This window comes from Noviherbaspirillum sp., from assembly GCF_035254685.1.
In the GTDB taxonomy this organism is placed as follows: Bacteria; Pseudomonadota; Gammaproteobacteria; order Burkholderiales; family Burkholderiaceae_D; genus Noviherbaspirillum.
This window is the reverse complement of sequence record NZ_DATFAI010000020.1, coordinates 350,488-374,410: the sequence shown is the minus strand read 5'-3', so window position 1 is coordinate 374,410 and position 23,923 is coordinate 350,488. Positions and strand designations below refer to the sequence as shown.

At 61.7% G+C, this 23,923-nt stretch carries 21 protein-coding genes; 7 read left to right on the top strand and 14 right to left on the bottom strand.

Features of this window, described 5'->3' with window-relative positions:
* Positions 1-71 precede the first annotated feature (71 nt).
* The 4 genes from VJ698_RS07580 to VJ698_RS07565 all read left to right on the top strand — a co-directional run bounded on the left by VJ698_RS07580 (position 72) and on the right by VJ698_RS07565 (position 3,763).
* Positions 72-470 (top strand): hypothetical protein, encoded by a 399-nt coding sequence (locus tag VJ698_RS07580; RefSeq protein WP_324102112.1) that lies wholly within the window; start codon positions 72-74, stop codon positions 468-470.
* 170 nt (positions 471-640) lie between these two features.
* Positions 641-1,390: a trehalose-phosphatase gene (locus VJ698_RS07575; protein WP_324102111.1), complete on the top strand. Its 750-nt coding sequence runs from the start codon at positions 641-643 to the stop codon at positions 1,388-1,390.
* Positions 1,391-1,445: 55 nt separating this feature from the next.
* Positions 1,446-2,633, top strand: coding sequence for a cation:proton antiporter (locus VJ698_RS07570; protein WP_324102110.1), 1,188 nt, complete (start codon positions 1,446-1,448; stop codon positions 2,631-2,633).
* 2 nt (positions 2,634-2,635) lie between these two features.
* Positions 2,636-3,763: a YbdK family carboxylate-amine ligase gene (locus tag VJ698_RS07565; RefSeq protein ID WP_324102109.1), complete on the top strand. Its 1,128-nt coding sequence runs from the start codon at positions 2,636-2,638 to the stop codon at positions 3,761-3,763.
* Between the two features lie 6 nt (positions 3,764-3,769).
* On the opposite strand, the gene VJ698_RS07560 is transcribed toward VJ698_RS07565, so the two are convergent.
* Positions 3,770-4,828, bottom strand: coding sequence for a YeeE/YedE family protein (locus VJ698_RS07560; RefSeq protein ID WP_324102108.1), 1,059 nt, complete (start codon positions 4,826-4,828; stop codon positions 3,770-3,772).
* A 246-nt stretch (positions 4,829-5,074) separates the two neighbouring features.
* Here VJ698_RS07560 and VJ698_RS07555 point away from each other — a divergent pair, with 246 nt between their 5' ends.
* Together VJ698_RS07555 and VJ698_RS07550 are read left to right on the top strand one after the other, a co-directional pair.
* Positions 5,075-6,055 carry an MBL fold metallo-hydrolase gene (locus tag VJ698_RS07555; RefSeq protein ID WP_324102107.1) on the top strand — a complete coding sequence of 327 codons (981 nt, stop codon included), beginning with the start codon at positions 5,075-5,077 and terminating at the stop codon, positions 6,053-6,055.
* 47 nt (positions 6,056-6,102) lie between these two features.
* Positions 6,103-6,531 carry a DsrE family protein gene (locus tag VJ698_RS07550; RefSeq protein WP_324102106.1) on the top strand — a complete coding sequence of 143 codons (429 nt, stop codon included), beginning with the start codon at positions 6,103-6,105 and terminating at the stop codon, positions 6,529-6,531.
* A gap of 173 nt (positions 6,532-6,704) precedes the next feature.
* Here VJ698_RS07550 and VJ698_RS07545 read toward each other — a convergent pair whose 3' ends face one another.
* The 13 genes from VJ698_RS07545 to VJ698_RS07485 all read right to left on the bottom strand — a co-directional run bounded on the left by VJ698_RS07545 (position 6,705) and on the right by VJ698_RS07485 (position 22,702).
* Positions 6,705-7,511: an HAD family hydrolase gene (locus VJ698_RS07545; protein ID WP_324102105.1), complete on the bottom strand. Its 807-nt coding sequence runs from the start codon at positions 7,509-7,511 to the stop codon at positions 6,705-6,707.
* Positions 7,512-7,590: 79 nt separating this feature from the next.
* On the bottom strand, positions 7,591-8,655 hold the full coding sequence (fba, locus tag VJ698_RS07540) for a class II fructose-bisphosphate aldolase (protein ID WP_324102104.1): 1,065 nt from the start codon (positions 8,653-8,655) through the stop codon (positions 7,591-7,593).
* A 25-nt stretch (positions 8,656-8,680) separates the two neighbouring features.
* Positions 8,681-10,129 carry a pyruvate kinase gene (gene pyk, locus VJ698_RS07535; RefSeq protein ID WP_324102103.1) on the bottom strand — a complete coding sequence of 483 codons (1,449 nt, stop codon included), beginning with the start codon at positions 10,127-10,129 and terminating at the stop codon, positions 8,681-8,683.
* Complete coding sequence (locus tag VJ698_RS07530) at positions 10,122-11,309, bottom strand: phosphoglycerate kinase (RefSeq protein ID WP_324102102.1); 1,188 nt, start codon at positions 11,307-11,309, stop codon at positions 10,122-10,124. Before VJ698_RS07530 ends, pyk begins: the two co-directional genes overlap by 8 nt.
* 16 nt (positions 11,310-11,325) lie before the next feature.
* A complete protein-coding gene (gene gap / locus VJ698_RS07525; protein ID WP_324102101.1) occupies positions 11,326-12,336 on the bottom strand; it encodes a type I glyceraldehyde-3-phosphate dehydrogenase in 1,011 nt (336 codons plus the stop codon).
* Between the two features lie 226 nt (positions 12,337-12,562).
* Positions 12,563-13,279, bottom strand: a complete 717-nt coding sequence (gene gph / locus VJ698_RS07520) for a phosphoglycolate phosphatase (RefSeq protein ID WP_324102100.1) — start codon at positions 13,277-13,279, stop codon at positions 12,563-12,565.
* 3 nt (positions 13,280-13,282) lie between these two features.
* Positions 13,283-15,283, bottom strand: coding sequence for a transketolase (gene tkt, locus VJ698_RS07515; protein ID WP_324102099.1), 2,001 nt, complete (start codon positions 15,281-15,283; stop codon positions 13,283-13,285).
* 101 nt (positions 15,284-15,384) lie between these two features.
* Positions 15,385-16,254, bottom strand: coding sequence for a phosphoribulokinase (locus tag VJ698_RS07510; RefSeq protein WP_324102098.1), 870 nt, complete (start codon positions 16,252-16,254; stop codon positions 15,385-15,387).
* A 22-nt stretch (positions 16,255-16,276) separates the two neighbouring features.
* A complete protein-coding gene (locus VJ698_RS07505) occupies positions 16,277-17,356 on the bottom strand; it encodes a class 1 fructose-bisphosphatase (protein WP_324102097.1) in 1,080 nt (359 codons plus the stop codon).
* A 151-nt stretch (positions 17,357-17,507) separates the two neighbouring features.
* A complete protein-coding gene (locus VJ698_RS07500; RefSeq protein ID WP_324102096.1) occupies positions 17,508-19,820 on the bottom strand; it encodes a nitric oxide reductase activation protein NorD in 2,313 nt (770 codons plus the stop codon).
* A 10-nt stretch (positions 19,821-19,830) separates the two neighbouring features.
* On the bottom strand, positions 19,831-20,634 hold the full coding sequence (locus VJ698_RS07495; protein ID WP_324102095.1) for a CbbQ/NirQ/NorQ/GpvN family protein: 804 nt from the start codon (positions 20,632-20,634) through the stop codon (positions 19,831-19,833).
* Between the two features lie 259 nt (positions 20,635-20,893).
* Positions 20,894-21,250 (bottom strand): ribulose bisphosphate carboxylase small subunit, encoded by a 357-nt coding sequence (locus tag VJ698_RS07490; protein WP_324102094.1) that lies wholly within the window; start codon positions 21,248-21,250, stop codon positions 20,894-20,896.
* Between the two features lie 30 nt (positions 21,251-21,280).
* Positions 21,281-22,702 carry a form I ribulose bisphosphate carboxylase large subunit gene (locus VJ698_RS07485; protein WP_324102093.1) on the bottom strand — a complete coding sequence of 474 codons (1,422 nt, stop codon included), beginning with the start codon at positions 22,700-22,702 and terminating at the stop codon, positions 21,281-21,283.
* A 158-nt stretch (positions 22,703-22,860) separates the two neighbouring features.
* On the opposite strand from VJ698_RS07485, the gene VJ698_RS07480 reads away from it, so the two are divergent.
* Entirely contained in the window at positions 22,861-23,832 is a 972-nt protein-coding gene (locus tag VJ698_RS07480) for a LysR family transcriptional regulator (RefSeq protein ID WP_324102092.1), read from the top strand.
* The last annotated feature ends 91 nt before the right edge of the window (positions 23,833-23,923 follow it).

Below are 23,923 nucleotides of genomic sequence, written 5' to 3'. Positions count from 1 at the left end.
CGCGAACCCGATGATCGCCCCGTGAATCGCGGCCTGCATGCCGCACGCATGAATCGAGTACGAGAGAAACCATGAATCGGGAACGTATCCCCGACGAACTCAGGCGTTTCATCCTTGCCGACATTCCATCCGTTCCATTTCTGGAGGCGATGCTGCTGTTGCGCAGGGAAGCAGGACGTGCCTGGGAGAGCAGATTGCTTGCGCGGGAACTGTATGTGGATGACGCTGTAGCGCGTGCATTGCTGGATGAATTGCATAGCGCCGGCATTCTCGTGAAGGACCACGGAAAGCCGCCGGCATTCCGGTATGGGCCTTCCCCGGAAAGCCTGCGGCGTATGATTGACCTTCTGGCCGAATGCTATTCACGGCACCTCGTCGAAATCAGCAACCTTATCCATGCGAAGCGCGGAAAGAGCGGAACAAGGGAGCAGAGTGCGGCAGATGCTGTCAAGGGACAAAAGAATTCGTGATGCAGAGGTCGCCCTTTGCACTGGCGAAGCCGCATTGCCTGCTTCCGCTGCGGAGCTGTGCTCGGCATGAGGCGGCCCGCGTTTCGTCAACGAACCTATCGTGGTGCGGCAGGCGCATACTGAATCCCCCGGGCATTCCTGCAAGCGCGCCCACATCATTCTGTTGAAACATGTCATTACCTTTGTTTGAGCACGGCGCTACGCGCCTCAATGAAATCGTCCGGCCCGGCATGTTATGTGCGTTCGACTTCGACGGCGTGCTGGCTCCCGTCGTGAGGGACCCCGAACGGGCAGACATTCCGCCGGCAGTGCTGCGCCGACTGATGACGCTGTCCGAGATGAGCCGCGTGGCTGTCGTTTCGGCCCGGTGCGTCGACGACATCGCCATGCGCGTCGATTTCATGCCGGAGTTTGTCATCGGCAACCATGGCCTCGAAGGCCTGCCGGAATTCGACAGCGAATCCGCGCGGTATCATGCGCTTTGCGTCGAATGGGAGAGGCAACTCCAGGAATGCACGGCCATGGCTCCCGGATTGCGCATTGAAAACCGCGGTTGCTCGCTGGCCGTACACTGCCGCATGGGCGGCTGTGACGGAGAGCTGGAGCAGCGTCTGATGAAGCTGTTCGCCAGCCTGCAGCCGACACCTCGCATCGTTGCCGGAAAGTATGCGTTGAACCTGCTGCCTGCCGACGTGCCGGGAAAGGGCGAGCTGCTGATGCGATTGCGCACGGCATGCGCTGCTCCGGCCGCGCTCTACGTGTGTGATGATGTGTCGGATGATGAAGTGCTCAAGCTGCGTGCGCAGGATTGGCTGACCGTTCGCGTGGATGGTCCGGGTGAGGCGGAATTCTGTCTCGCCCACAGGCTGGATATAGTGCAGTTGCTCGACATGCTGATCCAGAAATTGGAGCAGGCGTAGTCCTTGCGCGTCATCGAGTATCCAGGATGTCTCAACAATCAGGGAGATAACGGGTATGCCGGATCTTGTTCCCATGACCTATCAGCTTGCGTGGCCGTTCGCCATCGCCGTCGCATGGCTGGCCGGCGAGTTTGGATATCGTCTCACGGGCTTGCCCCGCATTAGCATCTACGGACTGATGGGGTTTGCCTTCGGCGCGCTGTTGATTGAAGTGTTGCCGCAGTCCGAAACCGACACATTCATGCTGCTGGCGAACATTGCCTTCGGCCTGATGCTGTTCGAGATGGGGTATCGCATCAACCTGCACTGGCTGCGCGCCAATCCATGGATTGCCGTCATGGGTGCAGCCGAGGCGATCGCCACCTTTGTCGCGGTGTATGTCGTTGCGCAGTTGTTCGGCACGCCGACGCTGCCGGCATTGCTGCTCGGATCACTGGCGATGGCGACGTCGCCGGCAGGCATGCTGCGCGTGATCAACGAGCAGCGCAGTTCCGGCCAGGTGACGGAGCGCGCCTTGCACCTGTCCGCGCTCAACTGTGTGCTCGCGGTGTTCACCTTCAAGGTCATTATCGGCATCGGCGTGTTCCAGACATCGGGCAGTCTGTTGAGTGCTGCCTGGAACAGCCTTGTCGTCCTCGCCGTATCGGCCGGCCTCGGCGCGCTTCTCGGCTGGGCTGTGCCCGGCCTGTTGCGACGGCTCGGGAATCTTTCGCGCGATGCCACACTGGCGTTCGCCATCGCTGTCATCCTGCTGGTGGCCGTCACCCATGCATTCAAATTCTCGCCGCTGCTGGCGACGCTGACCTTCGGACTGGTGGCGCGGCATCGGCGCGTCACGCTCAACAAGACGCAGCGCAACTTCGGCGTGATGGGCGACCTGCTCAGCGTCGTGCTGTTCTTCTTCGTCGCCGCGACGCTGGCGTGGGGCAGGGTCATCGACGGCATGCCGCTCGCGCTGGCCCTCGTGGCTGCACGCTTTGTTGCCAAGGTCGCGGGCGTCACCGTCTTTGCACGCGTCAGCGGCGTGTCATGGCGCAAGGGCGCGCTGACCGGCCTGGCACTGGCGCCGCTCTCGGTGTTCATGGTCCTGATGCTGGAACAGACGCGACGCATGGGCGTTGACCTGGTTGACAGCCTGGTGCCGGTCGCCGCGTTGGCGCTGGTGCTGGAAGTGATCGGCCCGATCATCACGCAGCGCGCGCTGATCTGGGCGAACGAAACACCCGATTCAGAAGAGGAGTAGGCATGCCACTGGAAGCATTCAAGCATTCGGATCCGCTCACGCTTGGCGTCGAGCTCGAACTGCAACTCGTCAGCCTGAGCGACTTCGACCTGACGGCGGCCAGCCCCGACATGCTCGACCTTCTGGCGCGCAAGCCGTTTCCCGGCAATGTCACGCCCGAGATCACGGAGAGCATGATCGAGATCAACACCAACGTGCATACCCGCCATTCCGAGCTGGTCGAGCAGTTGCGCAGCATCCGGGACACGCTGGTGCGCGCGGGCGACATGCTGAATGTCGGCGTCTGCGGCGGCGGCACGCATCCGTTCCAGAAATGGGCGGAGCGCAAGATTTTCTCGAAGCCGCGTTTCAAGCAGGTCTCGGGGCTGTACGGCTATCTCGCAAAACAGTTCACGGTGTTTGGGCAGCATGTCCACATCGGTTGCGAATCAGGCGACGACGCACTGTTCCTGCTGCATTCGCTGAACCGCTACGTGCCGCACTTCATCGCCTTGTCGGCCTCGTCGCCCTATTTTCAAGGCAGCGACACACTGTTCAACTCCGCGCGGCTGAATTCGGTCTTCGCATTCCCCCTGAGCGGACGCGCTCCCTTCCTGCTGAAGTGGGACGATTTCCAGCGCGACTATTTCACGCGGATGGAGAACACCGGCATCGTGAAAAGCATGAAGGACTTCTACTGGGATATCCGGCCGAAGCCCGAGTACGGCACGATCGAACTGCGTGTGTGCGACACGCCGCTGACGGTGGAGAGAGCTGCGGCATTGGCAGGCTACCTGCAAGCCTTGTGTTCATATCTGCTCGAGGGCGAGGAAGAGGCACCGGCCGAGGACGATTACCTCGTGTACAACTACAACCGCTTCCAGGCATGCCGCTTCGGCCTGGACGGCACCATCGTGCATCCGAAGAGCCATGAATCACTCTCGGTGCGCGAGGATATCCTCACCACTTTGCGCCGCATCGAGCCCTTCGCGATGAAACTGGGCGGCACGGCGGCGCTGGATCACATCTACCACGTTGCGCATGCCGGCAATGATGCCAGCCTGCTGCGCGAGGAATATGCCCGCAGCGGAAGCGTCGAAGGCATGGTGGATGCCGCGATCCGCTGCTTCAGGAATGACGGTGAAGAGTGATCCCGTTCAGGCTGCCAGCGGACGGCGGTCGACCAGGTAGTCCGTCAGGCCGGCGGCGATCCACATCCCGCACAGCGTGACCCAGGCCGTCAGCGCGAACACGGCCGCGCCCGAGACGCCGGCGCCGACCGCACAGCCGCCCGCGAGCGTGCCGCCGAAGCCCATGCACACCGCGCCGATGATGTAGCGGCGCATGCTCAGGCCATCCTTGAAACCTTCCAGCTTGAGCTCTCCGCCGAAGCGGGCGGAAAGGAAGGAACCGATGAAGACTCCGGGCACCAGCCCGATGTCGAAATTCCAGGGATGCCCCGGCGGGGACAGCACCAGCATCAGCACGTCTGCCGCCGGCCCGGTGAAGCTCAGGCTTTTCACTTGGGTTACTTCAAAGGCTTCGGACGCGATCTGGTAGGTGAACAGCCAGGCCGTGGCCACCATGGCGCCGACGCCGAAGCCGGTCAGCATGGACGCCACGCCGATCTTGCTGCGGATCGAGAAGAACACGCCGCCGACCAGCCAGATCAGGCCGAAGACAACGCCGCTGCCGTTACCGAGATGGAAGGTATCGAGCAGATTGCGGGCCGTGCCGCCATCGATGGTCCACCAGTTGCTGATGGCGATGCGCAGCGGCGACAGGATGCCCGCCAGCGAAGCCTGAGCGACCACGGCGAACACCAGGCCCGACAGCAGCGAGCGCAGGTTGCCCGTACCTGCAAGGATCAGCAGGCGGCTCGAACAGCCCCGGGCGAGGATCATGCCGGTGCCGAACAGCAGGCCGCCGATCAGCGCACCGGAGAGTGTGCCGCGCGCGGCGAGCTGGCGCGCATTGCTGACATCGAGGATGCCCGTGAGGATGAAAGCCTGGGTGAGGATGATGGCGCCGGAGAAGGCCAGCAGCCAGACCGCGAGCTTGTTGCCGAGCTGGCCATGGCAGGTTTCGATCACCGCAGAACGCAGGCAGAAGCGCGAGCGCTGTGCGCAGATGCCAAACAGCAAACCAATTGTCAGTCCGCCAAGGGCGAGCACTTCGCCTTCGCCAATCGATTCCATCAGACCAGCCAGAGTCATTGTCCTGTCCTCTTGAAGCCGTGCGCGGCGGAGGCCGGCCCCGTGCTCGCGCCTTTGATTCTTGTCCGGGGGCTGATGCGGCCATTCCTTGCGCCCCCACAAATGTTGTATGTCACTATTTAAGCATATATTCCTTCATCGGCATATAATCAATTGGTGTTATATTTAGCCCTGAATTGGCCGCCTGTGCGTTCCAGCTACAGTGGCCGAATGGACGGCGCGCAATGGCGCAGGAGTGAATATCGGATGTGTGTATCGGTTGGCGGTTTGTTTGGAAGGCTGCTTGCTTCGGCAGGCGCGGCGGCTTCCACTGCAGCGCTCGCGGCGGAAAAGGAAATCCGGCTGGAAGCCATCAAGGTATCGCCGCACGTGTATTACTTCCACGGCGGCTCCGGCATGGCCAGCGCGGAGAACAAGGGTTTCATGTCGAACGCCGGCTTTGTGGTGACCGACGAGGGCGTGGTGGTTTTCGATGCCCTTGCCACGCCGGCATTGGGTGAGGCCATGGTCAAGGCGATTCGCGAAATCACACCAAAGCCGATTCGCTACGTCATCATCAGCCACTACCACGCCGACCATTTCTACGGCCTGCAGGCGCTGAAGGCGGCGGGCGCGCAAGTCTGGGCCCACCAGCACGGTCAGGCCTACCTGCATTCCGATCTCGCCAGGGAGCGGCTGTCGCAGCGCCGTGAAGCCCTTGCGCCCTGGGTCAATGCGAAAACCAGGCTGGTGCCGGCGGACCGCTGGCTGAGCTTCAAGGATTCCAAGGTCATCCGATTCACGCTGGGCGGCATGCATTTCCGCATCATCGACACCAGCGGCGCGCACTCGGAAGAGGACATCATGCTCTCGGTCGATGAAGACAGGATGCTTTTCGCGGGCGACCTGTTCTTCACCGGACGCATTCCCTTCGTGGGCAATGCCGACAGCAAAGTCTGGCTGTCCGCGCTCGACCGCATGCTGGAAGTGAATCCCGTGGTGGTCGTGCCGGGGCATGGCGAATCGTCGACGCAGCCGCTGCAGGACATGAAACTCACGCGCGACTATCTGCTTTTCCTGCGCAAGCAGATGGGCGATGCAGTTGCCGACATGGTGCCTTTCGACGAGGCCTACGACAAGATCGACTGGACGCCCTTCAAGAGCTATCCCGCCTTCGACGCGGCCAATCGCCTCAATGCCTACGGCACCTACATCCTCATGGAAAAGGAAAGCCTGCAGCAGAAGTAGCACATTCATCCATCAAATAATTCGACTCACCACCAGGAGACAAACCAATGAAGACCTTACGCAATGCATTCACCGTCCTTTTCCTAGCATGGCTGACCCTTGCCACGGCAACTGCAGCCCAGAACGAAGAAAAGGTGGTGTATCACCTGAACGACGCGACAGTCGCCATGGCTGCGCTCAACAATATCCGCAACCATTTGAATGCCAGCCCGAAGGCGAAGATCGTCGTCGTTGCGCATGGGGCCGGCATCGACTTCCTGCTGGACGGCGCGAAGGACAAGAACGGCAATCCATATGATGCCGTGGTCCAGGAACTCGTGAACCGCAATGTGCAATTCCGTGTCTGCAACAACACTCTACAGGCGCGCAAGATCGACAAGAGCCGCGTGATTCCCGAGGCCACGGTCGTACCGTCCGGCGTCGCCGAGATTGCGCGCCTGCAGTCGCAGGAAGGTTTCGTGTACCTGAAGCCGTGATGGTCCCCGTGCAAGGACACTGACGCAACGGTCGCGCAGTTCGTGCTGCGCGGCATTCCAACGATATCCCTGCTTGCCCTGGCTGTTTTTCAGTCAGGGCTTTTTTACATCAGGCGAGCACGTCCGCCCGGATGTTCTTCGTCTGGATGGATTCGAAGGTCAGGTAATCGACTTCACGCCAGCGCCGCCGCTGTTTGTTCATGCCACGCGTCGAGTTGGGCAGTGTCGATCATGCCATGTTGTGGTCGATAACCGCCGAAGTGGTTGCAGTCGGAATCCGGTTCGCCGAGATCGGACAGGATGGAAAACGCGCCACTGAAATCTTCACGCGCGGTATAGACGGTCGGCGTGACAATGGTGCGGAGCCCGGCACCGACACTTGCCCGCAGTCCGTTCCCGGAATCCTCGAAGGCAAAGCAGGCGGAGGGCGGGAGGCCAAGCTTTTGCAGGACGTAGCGATAGATATCAGGCGCGGGTTTCTTGTTTGGGACTGCATCGCCGGCACCGATCACTTCAAACCACTTGTGTGCGCCATCGCCGAGCGTGGCCTGCAGCAGGGTCACGACATTGGCGTAGGTGGTGGTGGTGGCGATCGCCAGGCGGAAACCGCCGTTGCGCGCTTCACGCAGGAGGCGCGCAACGCCGGGGCGCAGCGCGATTTCTCCGCTGCGCAACAGGTCGAGGTAAATGTCTGTCTTGAGCGCATGCAGTTCGCGGGTCAGCGCCTCCGGATCGGCCGGTGCCTGGTGGGGCACGCAGGTATTGATGTAATGGAGGATGCGTTCCTTGCCGCCCGCCACATTCAGCAGCCGGCCATAGGTCGCCACGTCCCAGGTCCAGTCGAGTCCGGCCTGCCGAAACGCGCGGTTGAATGCAACGCGGTGAAGATCACGCTCGGTGTCGGCCAGTGTGCCGTCAACATCGAAGATCAAGGCCTGCAGCAGGCCGTCGTCAAGGTCCGGATCGAAGAGGGTATTCATGCGGCGCTCCGTTCAGCATGATGCACAAAAGACATGGCGGCAGGGTGGGCGCCCCGCCGTCTTCCCGGAAAAAATCGGATTACTTTACGATTGCCTTCAGCTCGCCCTGCTCATAGCGGGTCGCCATGGTATCGAGCGGCACTGCCCGGATCTTCGACGCCTGTCCCGCACTGCCGAAGGCTTCGAAGCGCGTCTTGCAGATGCCTTTCGCTGCCTTGGTTGCTTCGGCCAGGAATTTGCGCGGATCGAATTCTTCCGGTTTTTCCGCCATCAGCTTACGCATCGCGCCGGTCATGGCCAAGCGGATATCGGTATCGATATTGACTTTCCTCACACCGTACTTGATGCCTTGCTGGATTTCTTCCACCGGCACGCCGTACGTTTCCTTGATGTTGCCACCATACTTGCGAATGATGTCCAGCCATTCCTGCGGCACCGAGCTGGAGCCGTGCATCACGAGATGGGTGTTCGGGATGCGGGCATTGATTTCCCTGATGCGTGCGATCGCAAGAATGTCGCCAGTCGGCTTGCGGCTGAACTTGTAGGCGCCATGCGAAGTGCCAATGGCAATCGCGAGCGCATCGACGCCGGTCTGGGCAACGAAGTCCGCTGCCTGCGCAGGGTCGGTCAGCATCTGGTCGTGCGACAGCTTGCCTTCCGCACCGGAGCCGTCTTCCTCGCCGGCCATGCCGGATTCCAGCGAGCCGAGGCAGCCGAGTTCACCTTCGACCGATACGCCGACCGCATGCGCCATCTCGACCACGCGACGCGTGACGTCGACGTTGTACTGAAAACTCGAGGGCGTCTTCATGTCTTCCATCAGCGAGCCGTCCATCATCACCGATGAAAAACCCGAGCGGATGGAGCGCTGGCACACAGCCGGGCTGGCGCCGTGGTCCTGGTGCATCACCACCGGGATATGCGGATAGGTTTCCACCGCAGCCTCCACCAGCTTGCGCAGGAAGGCTTCACCCGCGTATTTGCGAGCGCCCGCCGAGCCTTGCAGGATGACCGGGCTGTCGCAGGCATCCGCGGCCTGCATGATGGCCTGGATCTGCTCCATGTTGTTGACGTTGAATGCCGGCAGGCCGTAGCCGTGCTCGGCGGCGTGATCCAGCAATTGTCGAAGTGATACGAGTGCCATGCTTGTCTCCTTGGCTAATGAAAAATCAGGGTTTGCGGACTTCGCCGACCTGCACGATCTTCATCGTGTTGGTGCCGCCTTCCTTGCCGATCGGCTCGCCGATGGTCAGCACGATGAGATCGCCGTCCTTCACCGCACCATGACGCTTGAGCGTCGCTTCCGCTTCGGCGAGGACCTCCGCCGGGTCGTGCGAGGGCAGGGAGAAATCCATCGGATAGACGCCGCGAAACAGGCTCGCCTTGCGGCGCGTGGCGGCGAGCGGACTGAGCGCATAGATCGGCGCCAGCGTATCGAGGCGCGACATCAACTGTGCGGTCATGCCCGACTGGGTGAGGGCGGCGATGGCCTTCACCTCCAGGTTGTTGGCGGTGAACACGGCAGAACGGGCCACCGACTGCTCCCGGCTGGTCGCCTTGCCGCGCTTGATCTCCGGGCCGAAGGGAATCTCGCGCTCGGCTTCCTCGCAGATACTCGCCATCATGGCGACGGTTTCGACCGGATACTTCCCGACGGCGGTTTCGGCCGACAGCATCACTGCATCGGTGCCGTCGATGACTGCATTCGCGACGTCCGACACTTCGGCGCGCGTCGGCACCGGGTTATCGATCATCGATTCCATCATCTGCGTGGCGGTGATCGCCAGCTTGTGCTTCTCGCGTGCGGCGCGGATCATGCGCTTCTGGTGTGCCGGCACGGCAGCATTGCCCACTTCCACGGCAAGATCGCCGCGCGCCACCATGATGGCATCTGCTTCATCGAGGATGGTATCGAGCTCCGCAATGGCTTCGGTGCGCTCGATCTTGGCGACGATGGCTGCATGGCCGCCCGCCTTGCGCAGGAGTTCGCGTGCCAGTGCCACGTCGTCCGCGCTGCGCACGAAGGACACGGCAAGATAGTCGGCCTCGATCTGTGCCGCCGTGATGATGTCGGCGCGATCCTTATCCGTCAGCGCCGGTGCAGTCAGCCCGCCGCCGCGCCGGTTGATGCCCTTGTGGTTGGACAGGATGCCGCCATTCATCACGAGGCAATGAATGGCGCTGCTTTCGACCCGCTCGACGCGCATCGAGATGCGACCATCATCGAGCAGCAGTTCATCGCCTGCATGCACATCGCCGGGAAGTTCAGCGTAGTCCAACCCGACCACGCTGTCGTCGCCGCTGCGGCATTGCGCATCCAGCGTGAATGACTGTCCGGGGTGCAGCGTGATGGCGCCACTGCCGAATTTGCCGATGCGGATTTTCGGCCCCTGCAGGTCGGCCAGCACGCCGACCGTGCGACCGCACTCGTGCGCCAGTTCGCGCACCAGTGAGGCAGCGGCTGCATGGTTTTCCGGTGTGCCATGCGAGAAGTTCAGGCGCACCACATCCACGCCGGCACGAATCAGTTGCGTCAGTTTCTCGCGACTGGAAGAAGCGGGGCCGAGCGTGGCCACGATCTTGGTCCGGCGCTGCTGGGTGGTGACGGGATCAGTCATTGGCACGCTGCTTCAGAATGGCGACGGCGGGCAGTTCCTTGCCTTCGAGGAATTCGAGGAAGGCGCCACCGCCGGTTGAGATGTAGCTGATGCGATCTGCCAGCTTGAACTTCGCGATCGCCGCCAGTGTATCGCCGCCACCGGCGACGGAGAATGCGGACGACTTTGCGATCGCCTCGCCGATCACGCGCGTCCCTTGCGCAAACTGCTCATGCTCGAATACGCCGACCGGCCCATTCCACAGGGTGGTGCCGGCCTGCCAGGCCAACAGCGAGAGCTTGGATGCCGACTGGAACCCGATGTCGAGAATCATGTCGTCCGGCGCGATTTCGCCCAGCGATTTGGTGGTCGCCACGGCATCCGCCGCGAGGCGCTTCGCGCACACCACATCGATCGGCAGGGGCACGCTACCGCCCTTGGCACGCATCATTTGCATGATGGCCTTGGCTTCATCGACCAGGCCCGGCTCAGCAAGCGATGCACCGACCTGGTAACCCATCGCCAGCAGGAAAGTGTTGGCGATGCCGCCGCCGACGATCAGGTGATCCACCTTTTTCGCGAGGCTCTTGAGAATGGTCAGCTTGGTCGACACTTTCGAACCGGCGACAATGGCCACGACCGGTTTCGCTGGCGTGTCGAGCACCTTGCCCAGCGCATCGAGCTCCGCGCTCATCAGTGGACCGGCACAGGCGACTTTCGCGTATTTTGCAATGCCATGCGTGGTCGCTTCGGCGCGATGTGCGGTGCCGAAGGCGTCATTGACGTAGATGTCGCACATGGCCGCCATCTTCCTGGAGAGCGCGTCATCGTTCGCTTTCTCGCCGACGTTCAGGCGGCAGTTCTCCAGCACGACGAGGTCGCCGGGGCCGATATCGGCGCCGTTCTCTACCCAGTTGCGCACCAGCGGAACCGGGCGTCCAAGCAGCTCGCCGATGCGCGCCGCGACGGGGGCCAGCGAATCTTCTTCGCGGAATTGTCCTTCGGTGGGGCGCCCGAGATGCGAGGTCAGCATGATGGCGGCGCCGTGGCCCAGTGCGTGGCGCAGGCCCGGCAGCGCCGCGCGAATGCGGCTGTCATCGGTGATCCGGCCTTGCTCGTCCTGCGGCACATTCAGGTCGGCGCGGATGAAGACGCGCTTGCCGGCAATGTCCGGCATGGCGGTGAATTGACGTATCGACATGGTTCTTTCCGGCCTCTCAGCGTGCGTCCATGAGCGCAACGGTGGTGTCGAGCATGCGATTGGAGAAGCCCCATTCGTTGTCGTACCAGCTGCTCACCTTGACCAGGTTGCCAATGACCTTGGTCAGGCTGGCATCGAAATTGGAAGAGGCGGGGTTGTGGTTGAAATCGACGGAGACCAGCGGTTGGTCGTTGTATTCCAGCACGCCCTTGAGATCGCCGGCGGCTGCGTCGCGCATGATCGCGTTGACTTCCTCGACGGTCGTCTCGCGGGCAGCGGTGAAGGTCAGGTCGACCAGCGACACGTTGATGGTCGGCACGCGCACCGCGAAGCCATCAAGCCTCCCGTTCAGTTCCGGCAGCACCAGGCCGACCGCAGCGGCAGCGCCGGTCTTGGTCGGGATCTGCGACATCGTGGCCGAACGGGCACGGCGCAGGTCGGCGTGATACACGTCGGTCAGCACCTGGTCATTGGTGTAGGAGTGGATGGTGGTCATCAGGCCCTGCACGACGCCGAGAGAGCGGTGCAGCGGCAACACCATCGGCGCGAGGCAGTTGGTGGTACAGGATGCGTTGGAGATGACGGTGTCGGATGCCTTCAGCACATTGTGATTGACACCGTACACAATAGTCGCGTCCACATCCTTGCCGCCCGGCGCGGAGATGATGACCTTTTTGGCTCCTGCGGCGAGATGCATTGCCGCCTTTTCCTTCGAGGTGAACAGGCCCGTGCATTCCAGCACGACATCCACGCCGAGCTTCTTCCACGGCAGTTCGGCCGGATGGCGCATGGCGGTCGTCAGGATGCGATCGCCGTTGACGATCATGTGCTCGCCATCGACCTGCACCGTGCCGTTGAAACGGCCGTGCGCGGTGTCGTAGCGGGTAAGGTGTGCGTTGGTTTCGGCGTTACCGAGGTCGTTGATAGCAACGATCTCGATGTCGTGCTTCTTTCCGCCTTCATAGTGGGCGCGCAGGATATTGCGGCCAATGCGGCCATAGCCGTTGATGGCGATGCGAATGGTCATGGTTTGTTCCTCCAGATGGTTCGAAATTTTTCGGCAGCGTTTTAGTTCTACAGCTTTAAAGACTGGGTCCTCCACCCTAGCCCTCCCCCTTGCAGGGGGAGGGCTAGGGTGGAGGTAGCAAGCTCGAGGTATCGACAAGCGCTGTCTCAACCTCTCTACCCCCATCCCAACCTTCCCCCTGCAAGGGGGAAGGAGCCGTTCATTGACGGTGAATGACACAGCAGGATTACGCAGTCCTTTGCATGCGATGTGTATTGAGCTTCCCGGTGATCAGATACGGAATGTCAGCCAGCGTTTCGATGAAGCCGTCGCACGCGAGTGTCGATACCGGTTGGCCTTCGCGATAGCCGTAGGGCACGCAGAAGACCGGCAGGCCGGCCGCTTTCGCCGCTTCGACGTCAATCGGCGAGTCGCCAACATAGAGCGACTGGCTGACCGGAACGCCGAGGCTGTCACAGGCGTGCAGGAGCGGCAGCGGATTGGGCTTGCGGACCTCCAGCGTGTCGCCGCCGACGACGAGATCGAACATCGACGACATGTGGAACTGCCGCAGCAGCCGCATCGCGAAGCGATGGTATTTGTTGGTCACGACTGCGAGCTTCAGGTTCATGTCGATCAGGCGCTCCAGCGCATCGACCACGCCGGGAAAGGGACGGGCGCGCGTACCGACGATGTCCTCGTAACATGCCTGGAACACCTGCAAGGCATCGAGGCGTTCACCCGGCGAAAGGTGGATGTCGAGCACGTTGAACACACGCTCGATCAGGATCGGGCTGCCGCGCCCGATCAGGTTGGTGACGAGCGCTTCCGGCAAGATCGGCAGATTGCGGATCTTCAGCATCTGGTTGACGGCAGCGGTGATATCCGGCGCGGTATGGATCAGCGTACCATCGAGGTCGAACAGGACAGCATTGACGGGACGGCTCCAGGACGTAATGGTCATCGCTTATTTCCCCAGCAGAGTCTTGACGGATTGGCAGAAGGCTTCGCTCGTGAGGCCAAAGTGCTTGTAGAGCTGGGCAGCAGGCGCCGATTCGCCGAAGGTGTCGATGCCAAGGACGCGACCGTTCTCACCGATGTACTTGTGCCAGCCATCGGTCACGCCGGCTTCCATTGCGACCTTCGGCACGCCGGGCAGCAGCACGCTGCGGCGATAGGTGTCACCCTGCAGGTCGAACTCGGTGTTGGAAGGCATCGACACCACCCGCACGAAGATTTCCTCCTTCTCCAGTTCGCGTTGCGCCTGCATGGCGAGCATGACTTCCGAACCCGTGGCGATCAGGACTGCATGCGGCTTGCCGTTCGCCGCCTCCGACAGGACGTAGCCGCCGCGCCGGATGGCGATGATCTGGTCCGGCGTGCGCTGCTGGAAAGGCAGATTCTGGCGCGACAGGATCAGCGCAGTCGGGCCATGCTTGCGTTCGATCGCGGCACTCCAGGCGGCCATCGTTTCGCTGCTGTCGCAAGGGCGCCAGACACTCATGTTCGGGATGATGCGCAGGCTCGTCACGTGCTCGATCGGCTGGTGCGTCGGACCATCTTCGCCCAGGCCGATCGAGTCGTGCGTGAACACGAAGATCGAACGGATCCGCATCAGCGCGGCCATGCGCAGTGCATTGCGGCTGTAGTCGGAGAAAGTCAGGAAGGTGCCGCCGTAGGGGATGAAGCCGCCATGCAGGGCGATGCCGTTCATGATGGCGCTCATGCCGAATTCGCGCACGCCGTAATTGATATGGTTGCCGCGATGCTCCGCGCGGACCGCGACCGAACCACTCCAGTTCGTCAGGTTCGAGCTGGTCAGGTCGGCGGACCCGCCGAGCAGTTCGGGCAATGCCGGTGCGATGAGTTCGATCGCGTTCTGCGACGCCTTGCGGGAAGCGACCGTTTCCGCCTTGCGGCTGGTTTCATGCTGCGATTCCAGCGAATGCACAGCCCAGTTTTCCGGCAGGTTGCCGGACATGCGGCGCATCAGTTCCACCGCTTCACCGGGGTACTCCAATGCGTAGGCATGATAGCGCTCGGCCCATGCGCGTTCGTTCATCGCACCGCGCGCGCTCTGGTCCCATGCGGCGCGGATGCGTTCCGGTATCTCGAAGGGCGGGTAGGCCCAGTCGAGCGCTTCGCGCGTGGCGGCGATTTCCTTGTCACCCAGTGCAGCGCCGTGCACATCATGCGTGCCTGCCTTGTTCGGGCTGCCCTTGCCGATCACGGTCTTGCAACAGATGAGCGTCGGCCTGCCGCTTTCGCCGCGCGCTTCCTGGATCGCCTTGTCGATGGCTTCGTGATCGTGACCGTCCACATTCGGAATCACATGCCATCCATATGCCTGGAAGCGCTTTGGCGTATCGTCCGCAAACCAGTGCTCCACGTGGCCGTCAATGGAAATGCCGTTGTCGTCATAGAAGCAGATCAGCTTGCCGAGCTTGAGCGTGCCCGCGAGCGAACAGGCTTCGTGCGAAATGCCTTCCATCAGACATCCGTCGCCGAGGAAGACGTACGTGTAATGATCGATGATGGTGTGGTCGGGACGGTTGAATTCTTCCGCCAGCAATCTTTCCGCCAGCGCCATGCCGACCGCATTGGTCAGACCCTGGCCCAGTGGCCCGGTGGTGGTCTCGACGCCGGGCGTGATGCCATATTCCGGATGCCCCGGTGTCTTCGAATGCATCTGGCGGAACTTCTTCAGCTCGTCGATCGACAGGTCATAGCCGCTCAGGTGCAACAGCGCGTAGAGCAACATCGAGCCGTGGCCGTTGGACAGCACGAAACGGTCGCGGTCGATCCAGCGTGGATTGGCGGGATTGTGGCGCAGGTAGCGACGCCACAGCACTTCGGCGATGTCGGCCATACCCATGGGCATGCCGGGGTGGCCCGAGTTGGCTGCCTGCACGGCGTCGATGGCAAGAAAGCGCAGGGCGTTGGACAGTTGCTGGCTGGTAGTGGTCATGTGTTTTCCTGGTAGTGCGGGAATTCAGGGCGCAAGAAGGGACAGCGGACACGTTGCGGTGTCCGCGCTCCAAGGGTGCTGCCGGGGTTACGGTGTGTGTCTTACTTCTTCTTCATCTCCATCAGCCGAAGAATCATCGGCGTGAAGATCAATTGCATCGCGAGCCCCATCTTGCCGCCGGGGACGACGATGATGTTCGGTCGCGACATCCACGAGTCATGCAGCATCGACAGCAGGTAAGGGAAGTCGATGCCCTTCGGATTGGCGAATCGGATCACGACCATGCTTTCATCCGCGGTCGGAATGTCGCGCGTGATGAAAGGATTGGACGTGTCAACCATCGGCACGCGCTGGAAATTGACATGCGTGCGCGAGAACTGCGGGCAGATATAGTTCACGTAGTCGGGCATGCGGCGCAGGATCGTGTCGACCACTGCTTCCTGCGAATAGCCGCGCTGGCTCTTGTCGCGAATCAGCTTCTGCGTCCATTCGAGGTTGATGGTCGGCACCACGCCCACGAGCAGATCGGCATGGCGCCCGACATCCACGCCATCGGCCACCGCTGCGCCGTGCAGACCTTCATAGAACAGCAGGTCGGTGCCTTCCGGGATCGGCTCCCAGGGCGTGAAGGTGCCGGGTTCCTGGTCATAGGGCGCGGCTTCCTCTTCATTGTGCAGGTACTTGCGCACCATGCCGGTGCCGGTTTCGCCGTAGCGACGGAACAAGCCTTCCAGTTCCTCGAACAGGTTGGCCTGCGGACCGAAGTGGCTGAAATGCTGGTTGCCGGCGGCAAGTTCTTCGGCCAGCTTGACCTTCATTTCCGTGCGGTTGTAGCGATGGAAGGAATCACCCTCGATGAGCGCGGCGGTCAGCCCCTCACGGCGGAAGATATGTTCAAAGGTCTTGGTGACCGTGCTCGTGCCGGCGCCGGAGGAACCGGTGATGGCAATGATGGGATGTTTACGTGACATGGCAGTTTCCAGTGATGATGAGTTAAATTCCCCGCATGAAGAGGCTACGCGTGTTGAAGAGCGGGGACTCGAACGGTTTGTCCGTTCCCGCTGCATATTCGGCGTGGTATTGCTCAAGGCGCCGGACTTCGTCGCGTGAACCCAGGATCACTGGAATGCGCTGATGCAGGTTGGTCGGTTTGACGTCAAGGATGCGTTCATAGCCGGTCGAGGCGAGGCCGCCTGCCTGTTCGACGATCATGCTCATCGGATTGGCCTCGTACATGAGGCGCAGGCGGCCCGGCCGGGACGTATCCTTGTTGTCGCGCGGGTACATGAAGAGGCCGCCGCGCATGAGAATGCGGTGCACTTCGGCCACCATCGACGCGATCCAGCGCATGTTGAAATCGGTGTCGCGCGGACCGGTGCGACCGGCCACGCATTCCTCCACATAACGGCGCACCGGCGGCTCCCAGAAACGCGCGTTGGAGGTGTTGATGGCAAACTCGCGCGTCTCGGCGGGGATGCGCAGGTTCGGATGGGTGAGGATGAATGCGCCGATCTCGCGATCCAGCGTGAAACCATTCACGCCGTCGCCCATGGTAAGCACGATCATCGACACCGGGCCATAGATGGCATAGCCTGCGGCGACCTGCCGGGTGCCGGATTGCAGGAAGTCTTCGGCAGTAACGGCGTCCCTGTCATCCGGCGCGCGCAGGATGGAGAAAATCGATCCGACGGAAACATTGACGTCGATGTTCGATGAACCGTCGAGCGGGTCGAACACGAGCAGGAAGCGGCCGCGCTTGGTCGGGCTGGTGATCGGATAGACGTCTTCCATTTCTTCGGACGCCAGTCCCGCAAGCTGACCGCCGAGCGCGCAGCTTTCGATGAAGATCTCGTTCGAGACGACGTCGAGTTCCTTCTGCGTTTCGCCCTGCACGTTGACCTGCGCCGTGGTTCCCAGCTTGCCGGTGAGCGCGCCGCGCGAGATGGCCGAGGCGATGTATTTGCAGGCGGTCTGCACATCGTTGAGCAAGGCGGTCAGCTCGGTGTCCGCATTCTCGAGCCGGCCTTGCTGCTCGATGATGAACTTGCTGAAAGTGGTGCGTCCGTTAGGCATGTTGTCTCCAGGGATTCTTGATATGTCTAAATATAACTAAGTACGTAAATAATATACATTCAGACGTTTTTACGGTGAACATAAATTTTGCTTATCATTCGCGATTTTTCCGGCAGCCGAAAACCGCTCCCACAAAGTGAGATGACCGTGCTCATTTTGTCAATGCCGCATAGAGCGCAGGCAACTTTTCCGGCAGCCGCCTGATGTTGTCCAAAACCATCGCATGACTCCTGCCGAAGATCCGCTCGACATAATCATCAGCCAGTGGATCGAGGCTCAGGCAGAAACTTGTAATGCCAGCGCGTCGCGCCTCTTCCACCGCTTTCTTCGCATCCTGGCGCAGGTACTGCGGATCGCGTTCGTCGATGTCGGCGGGCGCACCGTCGGTCAGCAACAGCAACAACTTCTGCTTCTGTGGCTGTTTTTGCATCAGGCGCGTCGCATGCCGCAGTGCCGCGCCCATGCGCGTTGACAGTTCGGCACGCATCCCGCACAGACGGCCCTTGGCCTGCGCGTCGTACGGCTGCTTGAAATCCTTGAAACGGCGGTAGTGCACGGCATGCCGTCCATCCGACTGGAAGCCGTGAATGGCGAAGGGGTCGCCGATGCGCTCCAGCGTATCCGCGGTCAGCACCGCCGCTTCGAGTGCGAGATCGATGATACGCTGGCCGGAGCCCGCGATCGTTTCATTCGCCGATTCAGAAAGATCGAGCAGTATCATCACCGCAATGTCGCGTACCGAGCGCTTGTGTCGCAGCATGAAGCGGTTGTCCGGCATCTGTCCGCGACGGATGTCGGTCCAGGCGTCGAGCACCGCGTTCAGGTCGATCTCATCGCCGTCTTCCTGTTTGCGCAGGCGCTGCACGCCCTGCGGCTGCAAGGCCTCGATCAGGCGCTGCAAGCGGGAGGTCAAGGGCTTGTGCTGCGTCAGGATGTCGTCAATGCGTGAAGCATCGGCGGCGTCGGGGCGTGACTCGATGACTTGCGTCCACGCCGGGCGCTGCATCTGGATGCGGTAATCCCATTCCGGATAGGGCAGCGGCATGGCCGTTTCCGCATTATTCCCGCTGGCGTTGTACGACACGCCGAAATCCTCATAGGGGAAGAGCTCGCTCTGCAGCACCCAGACTTCCTGCGCGTCGTCGCCGGCCGTTTCCGTATCGATCTCGTTGATGAATTCCATCAGGCTCACATTGCGGCGCTGCTGGCGCGAGAAGCGCAGGCGCTCCTCCAGCGCGGCGCGCGTGTCGTAGCCGCGGAATTCCCATGTGTGGCGGTTGTCGTCGCGATAAGGTGCGGAGAGAATGTCGTTCGCCGGGCGGTGCGTGATGCCGAGCGTCGACAGTTGTGTCGCGAGCGCAAGGCCGATGTCCCTCGAGAGGGCGTTGTCGCGCCAGTTGCCTGCCTCCGTGAAGCGCTTGCGGATGTCGGCAATGATCGGATGATCGTCCGCATAGGACCCATCGAGCAGGGCGCGCGCAACGCGATCGAGATAATCGCCGATCGTGGCGCCTTGCGCCGGTGTTGCCGTGTGCTGGCGCGACCACAGCTGGCGCAGCCTGGGAAACTGCTGCATGGCCAGCGCCTCGATGCGCGCATCTTCGATTACCTCGATCGCGGCGATTTGCAACGGAGCCAATCCGTCGGAGGAAAGGCGGTCGGTCGTGTGGACGATATGTGCCGCGGCGTGGACCGCCGCCGCACGGTAGATATCCAGGCCGCACACGTCGCCGGCATCGTCATAGGCGTCGGGAACGTGGATGATGAATTCGCCAATCGTGGGGCGATAGCCGCTGCGCGATTCGAAATCACCGGCAGTCGGGCGCAGGATGAAATCGAGGCCGTACAGTGCGCGCAGGTACATGCCGATGCGTCGGTGCACATCGACAAACAGCGTGCCGCGCCGTTCCTGCTGCAGGATCGCCAGCGATTCCGTGCTCTCGAGGCCGAAGTAGCGCACTTGGTCGTCGAAATGCGTGCGATGTGCGTGGATGCCCCATTGCGCCCAGCGCCGCAGCCCGCCCAGCGTGAGCTGCCCGAGCAGGGTGTCCATCTTGTCGAGCATCGGGCGCAAGGCGCGCGGCGCATTGGCGGCGATATGTGTAACCAGTGCGAGGTAGCCGTGGAACACCGTTGCATCGCCGAGGCGGGATGCGGCGAGCGGGGCCGTTTCGATCAGACGCTCGATCACCGCGCCGCTGGTTTTCGATGCCAGCCTCAGCGCCTCCTGCACCAGTTCGTCGAGGCTGTCCTCACCGAGTTCGCGAGCGATGGCCGGCGCCGCGCTCACGAATGCGATCGGCACGTCATCGCCGCGACCGAGGCGGTGCAGCGCCGCAATGCCGGCGTGGTACGACACCAGCCCGTGCGGCGTGAACGTCTTCGCGGCCTGTGTTGCGGCGGCGTCGATCGCTTCGCGGATCGCGTCGGGCAGCTCGGTGATGTCGGTGTGCTCGGCCAGCATGGATATCGGCTCAGAAGTAGGTTGTGACGGCGGCGTCGAGGGCGTCGCGCATGTCGGGATCGTCGGTCAGCGGGCGCACCAGCGCCATCCGGCAGGCATCGAGCGGCTTGACGCCCCGCGCGATCAGCGCGCCGGCGTAGACCAGCATGCGCGTCGAAATGCCTTCGTCGAGACCGTGCCCCTTCAGGTTGCGGCCGCGCTCGCCGATGCCGACGAGGCGGCTGGCGATGTCTTCGTCCACGCCGGTTTCATGCATGATCACTTCGAGTTCGACCTGCCGCGCGGGGTAGTCGAAGTCGAGCGCGCAGAAACGCTGCTTGGTGGATTGTTTCAGATCCTTCATTAGGCTCTGGTAGCCCGGATTGTAGGAAATCACCAGCTGGAAATTGGGATGGGCGTGCACCAGCTCGTTCTTCTTGTCGAGCGGCAGCACGCGGCGTGTATCGGTCAGCGGATGGATCACGACCGTCGTGTCCTGACGTGCCTCCACCACTTCATCGAGGTAGCAGATCGCGCCATGGCGCGCAGCCATCGCCAGCGGCCCATCCTGCCAGTGCGCGCCATCAGTGCCGAGCAGGAAGCGGCCGACCAGGTCGGATGCGGTCATGTCCTCATTGCAGGCGACGGTGATCAGCGGCCGGTCGAGGCGCCACGCCATGTATTCGACGAAGCGGGTCTTTCCGCAGCCGGTCGGGCCCTTGAGCATCATCGGCATCCTGACGGCGTAGGCGGCTTCATACAGCGAGATCTCGTCGCCGCTGGCGCGATAGAAAGGCTCTTCTCGAAAACGATATTGTGCGATCGGGTCGGTCATGATGCTGTTTCCAAAAAATGCGGCAGAACGCAGCGCTCTGCCGCCGAAAAAGGCACACCGTTTCCGCAGCCCGGCATTCCATTTCCCGACGTTGTTGCAGCATGCAGCCCCGGGCGAGGCGGAACGGAATGGGCAGGGAGGTACTCTGCTAGAAGTTCTTCCCCATTCCTATCCGCGACGCCGGGATGCATGCGTACAAGCTTCGCCCCAATGCGCGTCGGAGAGGGCGTGCCGGACACAGTGGCCCTGGCTCTCAAACTCAGACAGTCGCGCCGCGGTAGATCACCATGGAAGCACCCTGGCTCTGCTTGAAATTGTCATAGCCGACCAGGCGCACATGATGATTCGGGTTGGCGCGGTGGCAGGCTTCCGCCTCAGCCAGGATATTGCTGACATCGGTTTCACCGAACATTGGCAGCTTCCACATGTACCAGTAGTGGTCGAACGCATTTTCCGGTTCGGTGTGCTCGATGGCCGGATTCCAGCCCTTGCTCACCAGGTACGCCACCTGCTTGCGGATGCGTTCCCCATCCATCGCGGGCAGGTAGGAAAAGGTTTCGAACTTGCGGCTGGCCGGGTCGGACAGCCGCGATTTGTAGTCTTGCATGTCGCTCATTTCTTATCTCCGATTCTGATCAAGTGTCGTTTACTTGTGCACCACGTCCAGCTTGTCCACGGTGTCGAACTCGAACTTGATTTCCTTCCAGGTTTCCATCGCGGCGCGCAGTTCCGGCGACTGCTTCGCGGCGGCGATCAGGATGTCCTTGCCTTCCTTCTCGATTTCGCGGCCCTGGTTGCGTGCTTCCACGCAGGCTTCGAGGGCGACGCGGTTGGCTGCCGCGCCGGCTGCATTGCCCCACGGATGGCCGAGCGTGCCGCCGCCAAATTGCAGGACCGAGTCGTCACCGAAGATGGAAACCAGTGCCGGCATGTGCCAGACGTGGATGCCGCCGGACGCGACCGGGAACATGCCCGGCATGGAGCCCCAGTCCTGGTCAAAGAAGATGCCGCGGCTGCGGTCTTCTTCCACGAAGCGGTCGCGCATCAGGTCGATCCAGCCCAGCGTTGCCTGGCGGTCGCCTTCCAGCTTGCCCACGACGGTACCCGAGTGCAGGTGATCGCCACCCGACAGGCGCAGGATCTTGGTCAGCACGCGGAAGTGGATGCCGTGGTGCGGATTACGGTCAAGCACGGCGTGCATCGCACGGTGGATGTGCAGCAGCATGCCGTTGTCGCGACACCAGTTGGCGAGGCCCGTGTTGGCGCAAAAGCCGCCGGTGATGTAGTCGTGCATGATGATCGGTGCGCCGATCGACTTCGCATACTCCGCACGCTTGTACATTTCTTCCGGCGTCGGTGCGGTCACGTTCAGGTAGTGGCCCTTGCGCTCGCCGGTTTCCTTTTCGGCCTTGTGGATCGCTTCCATCACAAAGTCGAAACGGTCGCGCCAGCGCATGAACGGTTGGCTGTTGACGTTTTCGTCGTCCTTGGTGAAGTCCAGGCCGCCGCGCAGGCATTCGTACACGGCGCGGCCATAGTTCTTTGCCGACAGGCCGAGCTTGGGCTTGATGGTGCAGCCGAGCAGCGGACGGCCGTACTTGTTCATGCGGTCGCGTTCCACCTGGATGCCGTTCGGCGGACCGCCGCAGGTCTTCACGTAGGCGATCGGGAAGCGCACGTCTTCCAGTCGCAGCGCGCGGATGGCCTTGAAGCCGAACACGTTGCCCACCAGCGAGGTGAACACGTTGACGACAGAGCCTTCCTCGAACAGGTCGATCGGATAGGCGATGAAGGCGTAGAAGCAGGTATCGTCACCCGGCACGTCTTCGATGCGGTAGGCGCGGCCCTTGTAGTAGTCGAGATCGGTTAGCAGGTCGGTCCAGACCGTGGTCCAGGTGCCGGTGGACGATTCGGCAGCAACCGCGGCTGCCGCTTCTTCGCGGTCCACGCCGGGCTGCGGGGTGATCTTGAAGCAGGCAAGGATGTCCGTATCCTTGACGCTATAAAATGGCTCCCAATAGGTGCTGCGGTATTCCTTGACACCTGCGCTGTACTTCTTGACAGTCATCTGTCACTCCTTGGCAAGATTGTGGTTTATCGTGAAGAGATCATCGATGGCTGAAGTGTAGGCAAATGGAAGAATAAAGAAAATTCAATAATAATTAGGGTATAAGTAAGGTTTTACTTAATTAATGACGCGCGGATATTTCCGCCACCGGAGAAGCGATGAAGAACCTCACGATGCGGCAGTTGCAGATATTCAGCGTTGCCGCACGCCATCTCAGCTTTGTGCGTGCCTCGGAGGAACTGTTCCTGACGCAGCCTGCCGTGTCGATGCAGATACGCCAGCTGGAAGAGACGGTAGGCATGCCGCTGTTCGACAAGATCGGCAAGAAGATGTACCTGACGGAAGCGGGCAGGCAGATCGAACGCACTGCGCATGAAGTGCTCGGTGCCATCAAGAACGCGCAGGACAGCCTCGCTTCGCTGACGGGCCTGCGCAAGGGCCTGGTGTCGGTGGCACTGGTCAGCACGGCGAAGTATTTCGTGCCGAAGCTGATCGCTCTGTTCAAGCAGAACCATCCTGAAATCGAGTTGCGCATTGCCGTCAGCAATCGCGAGACGCTGATCCAACTCCTGCACAACAACGAGATCGACCTCGCCATCATGGGGCGTCCGCCGCAGGAAATGGATGTGCTGTCGTTCCCGCTGGCGCGGCATCCGCATGTGATCATCGCGTCGCCGGACGATCCGCTCGCGGCACGCCGCAAGATCAAGCCCGCCGAGCTGAACGAAGAGACCTTCCTGCTGCGCGAGGAGGGGTCGGGAACCCGGCTGGCAATGGAAAGCTTTTTCAGCGAGCAGCAGGTGCAGCCGAAGCGCGGCATGGTGATGGGCAGCAACGAGACGATCAAGCAGGCAGTGATCGCCGGCCTCGGGCTCGGCTTCATTTCGCTGCACACGCTGGCGCTGGAACTGAAGGCGGGCGAACTGGCCGTGCTCGACGTGAAGGGCATGCCGATGATGCGCACCTGGTATGCAGCGCATCTGCGCAACAAGAACCTGTCGCCGGCCACTGCGGCGTTCAAGGATTTCATCATCAGGCAGGCGGGTGCCTATCTCGATTCCGCGTTCGCGGAGACGACGGTCCACGTGCGCAACCGGCTGACGCGGGAGGAGCGGGCGGCCGGAGCGTAATGCCGCCATGGTTTGCTTGCAGTTTGTGCAAGGAATCGCGACCCGAATCGGTACGCTGTCAGAGGCGACTGTGCCCTGAAATGCAGGGCAT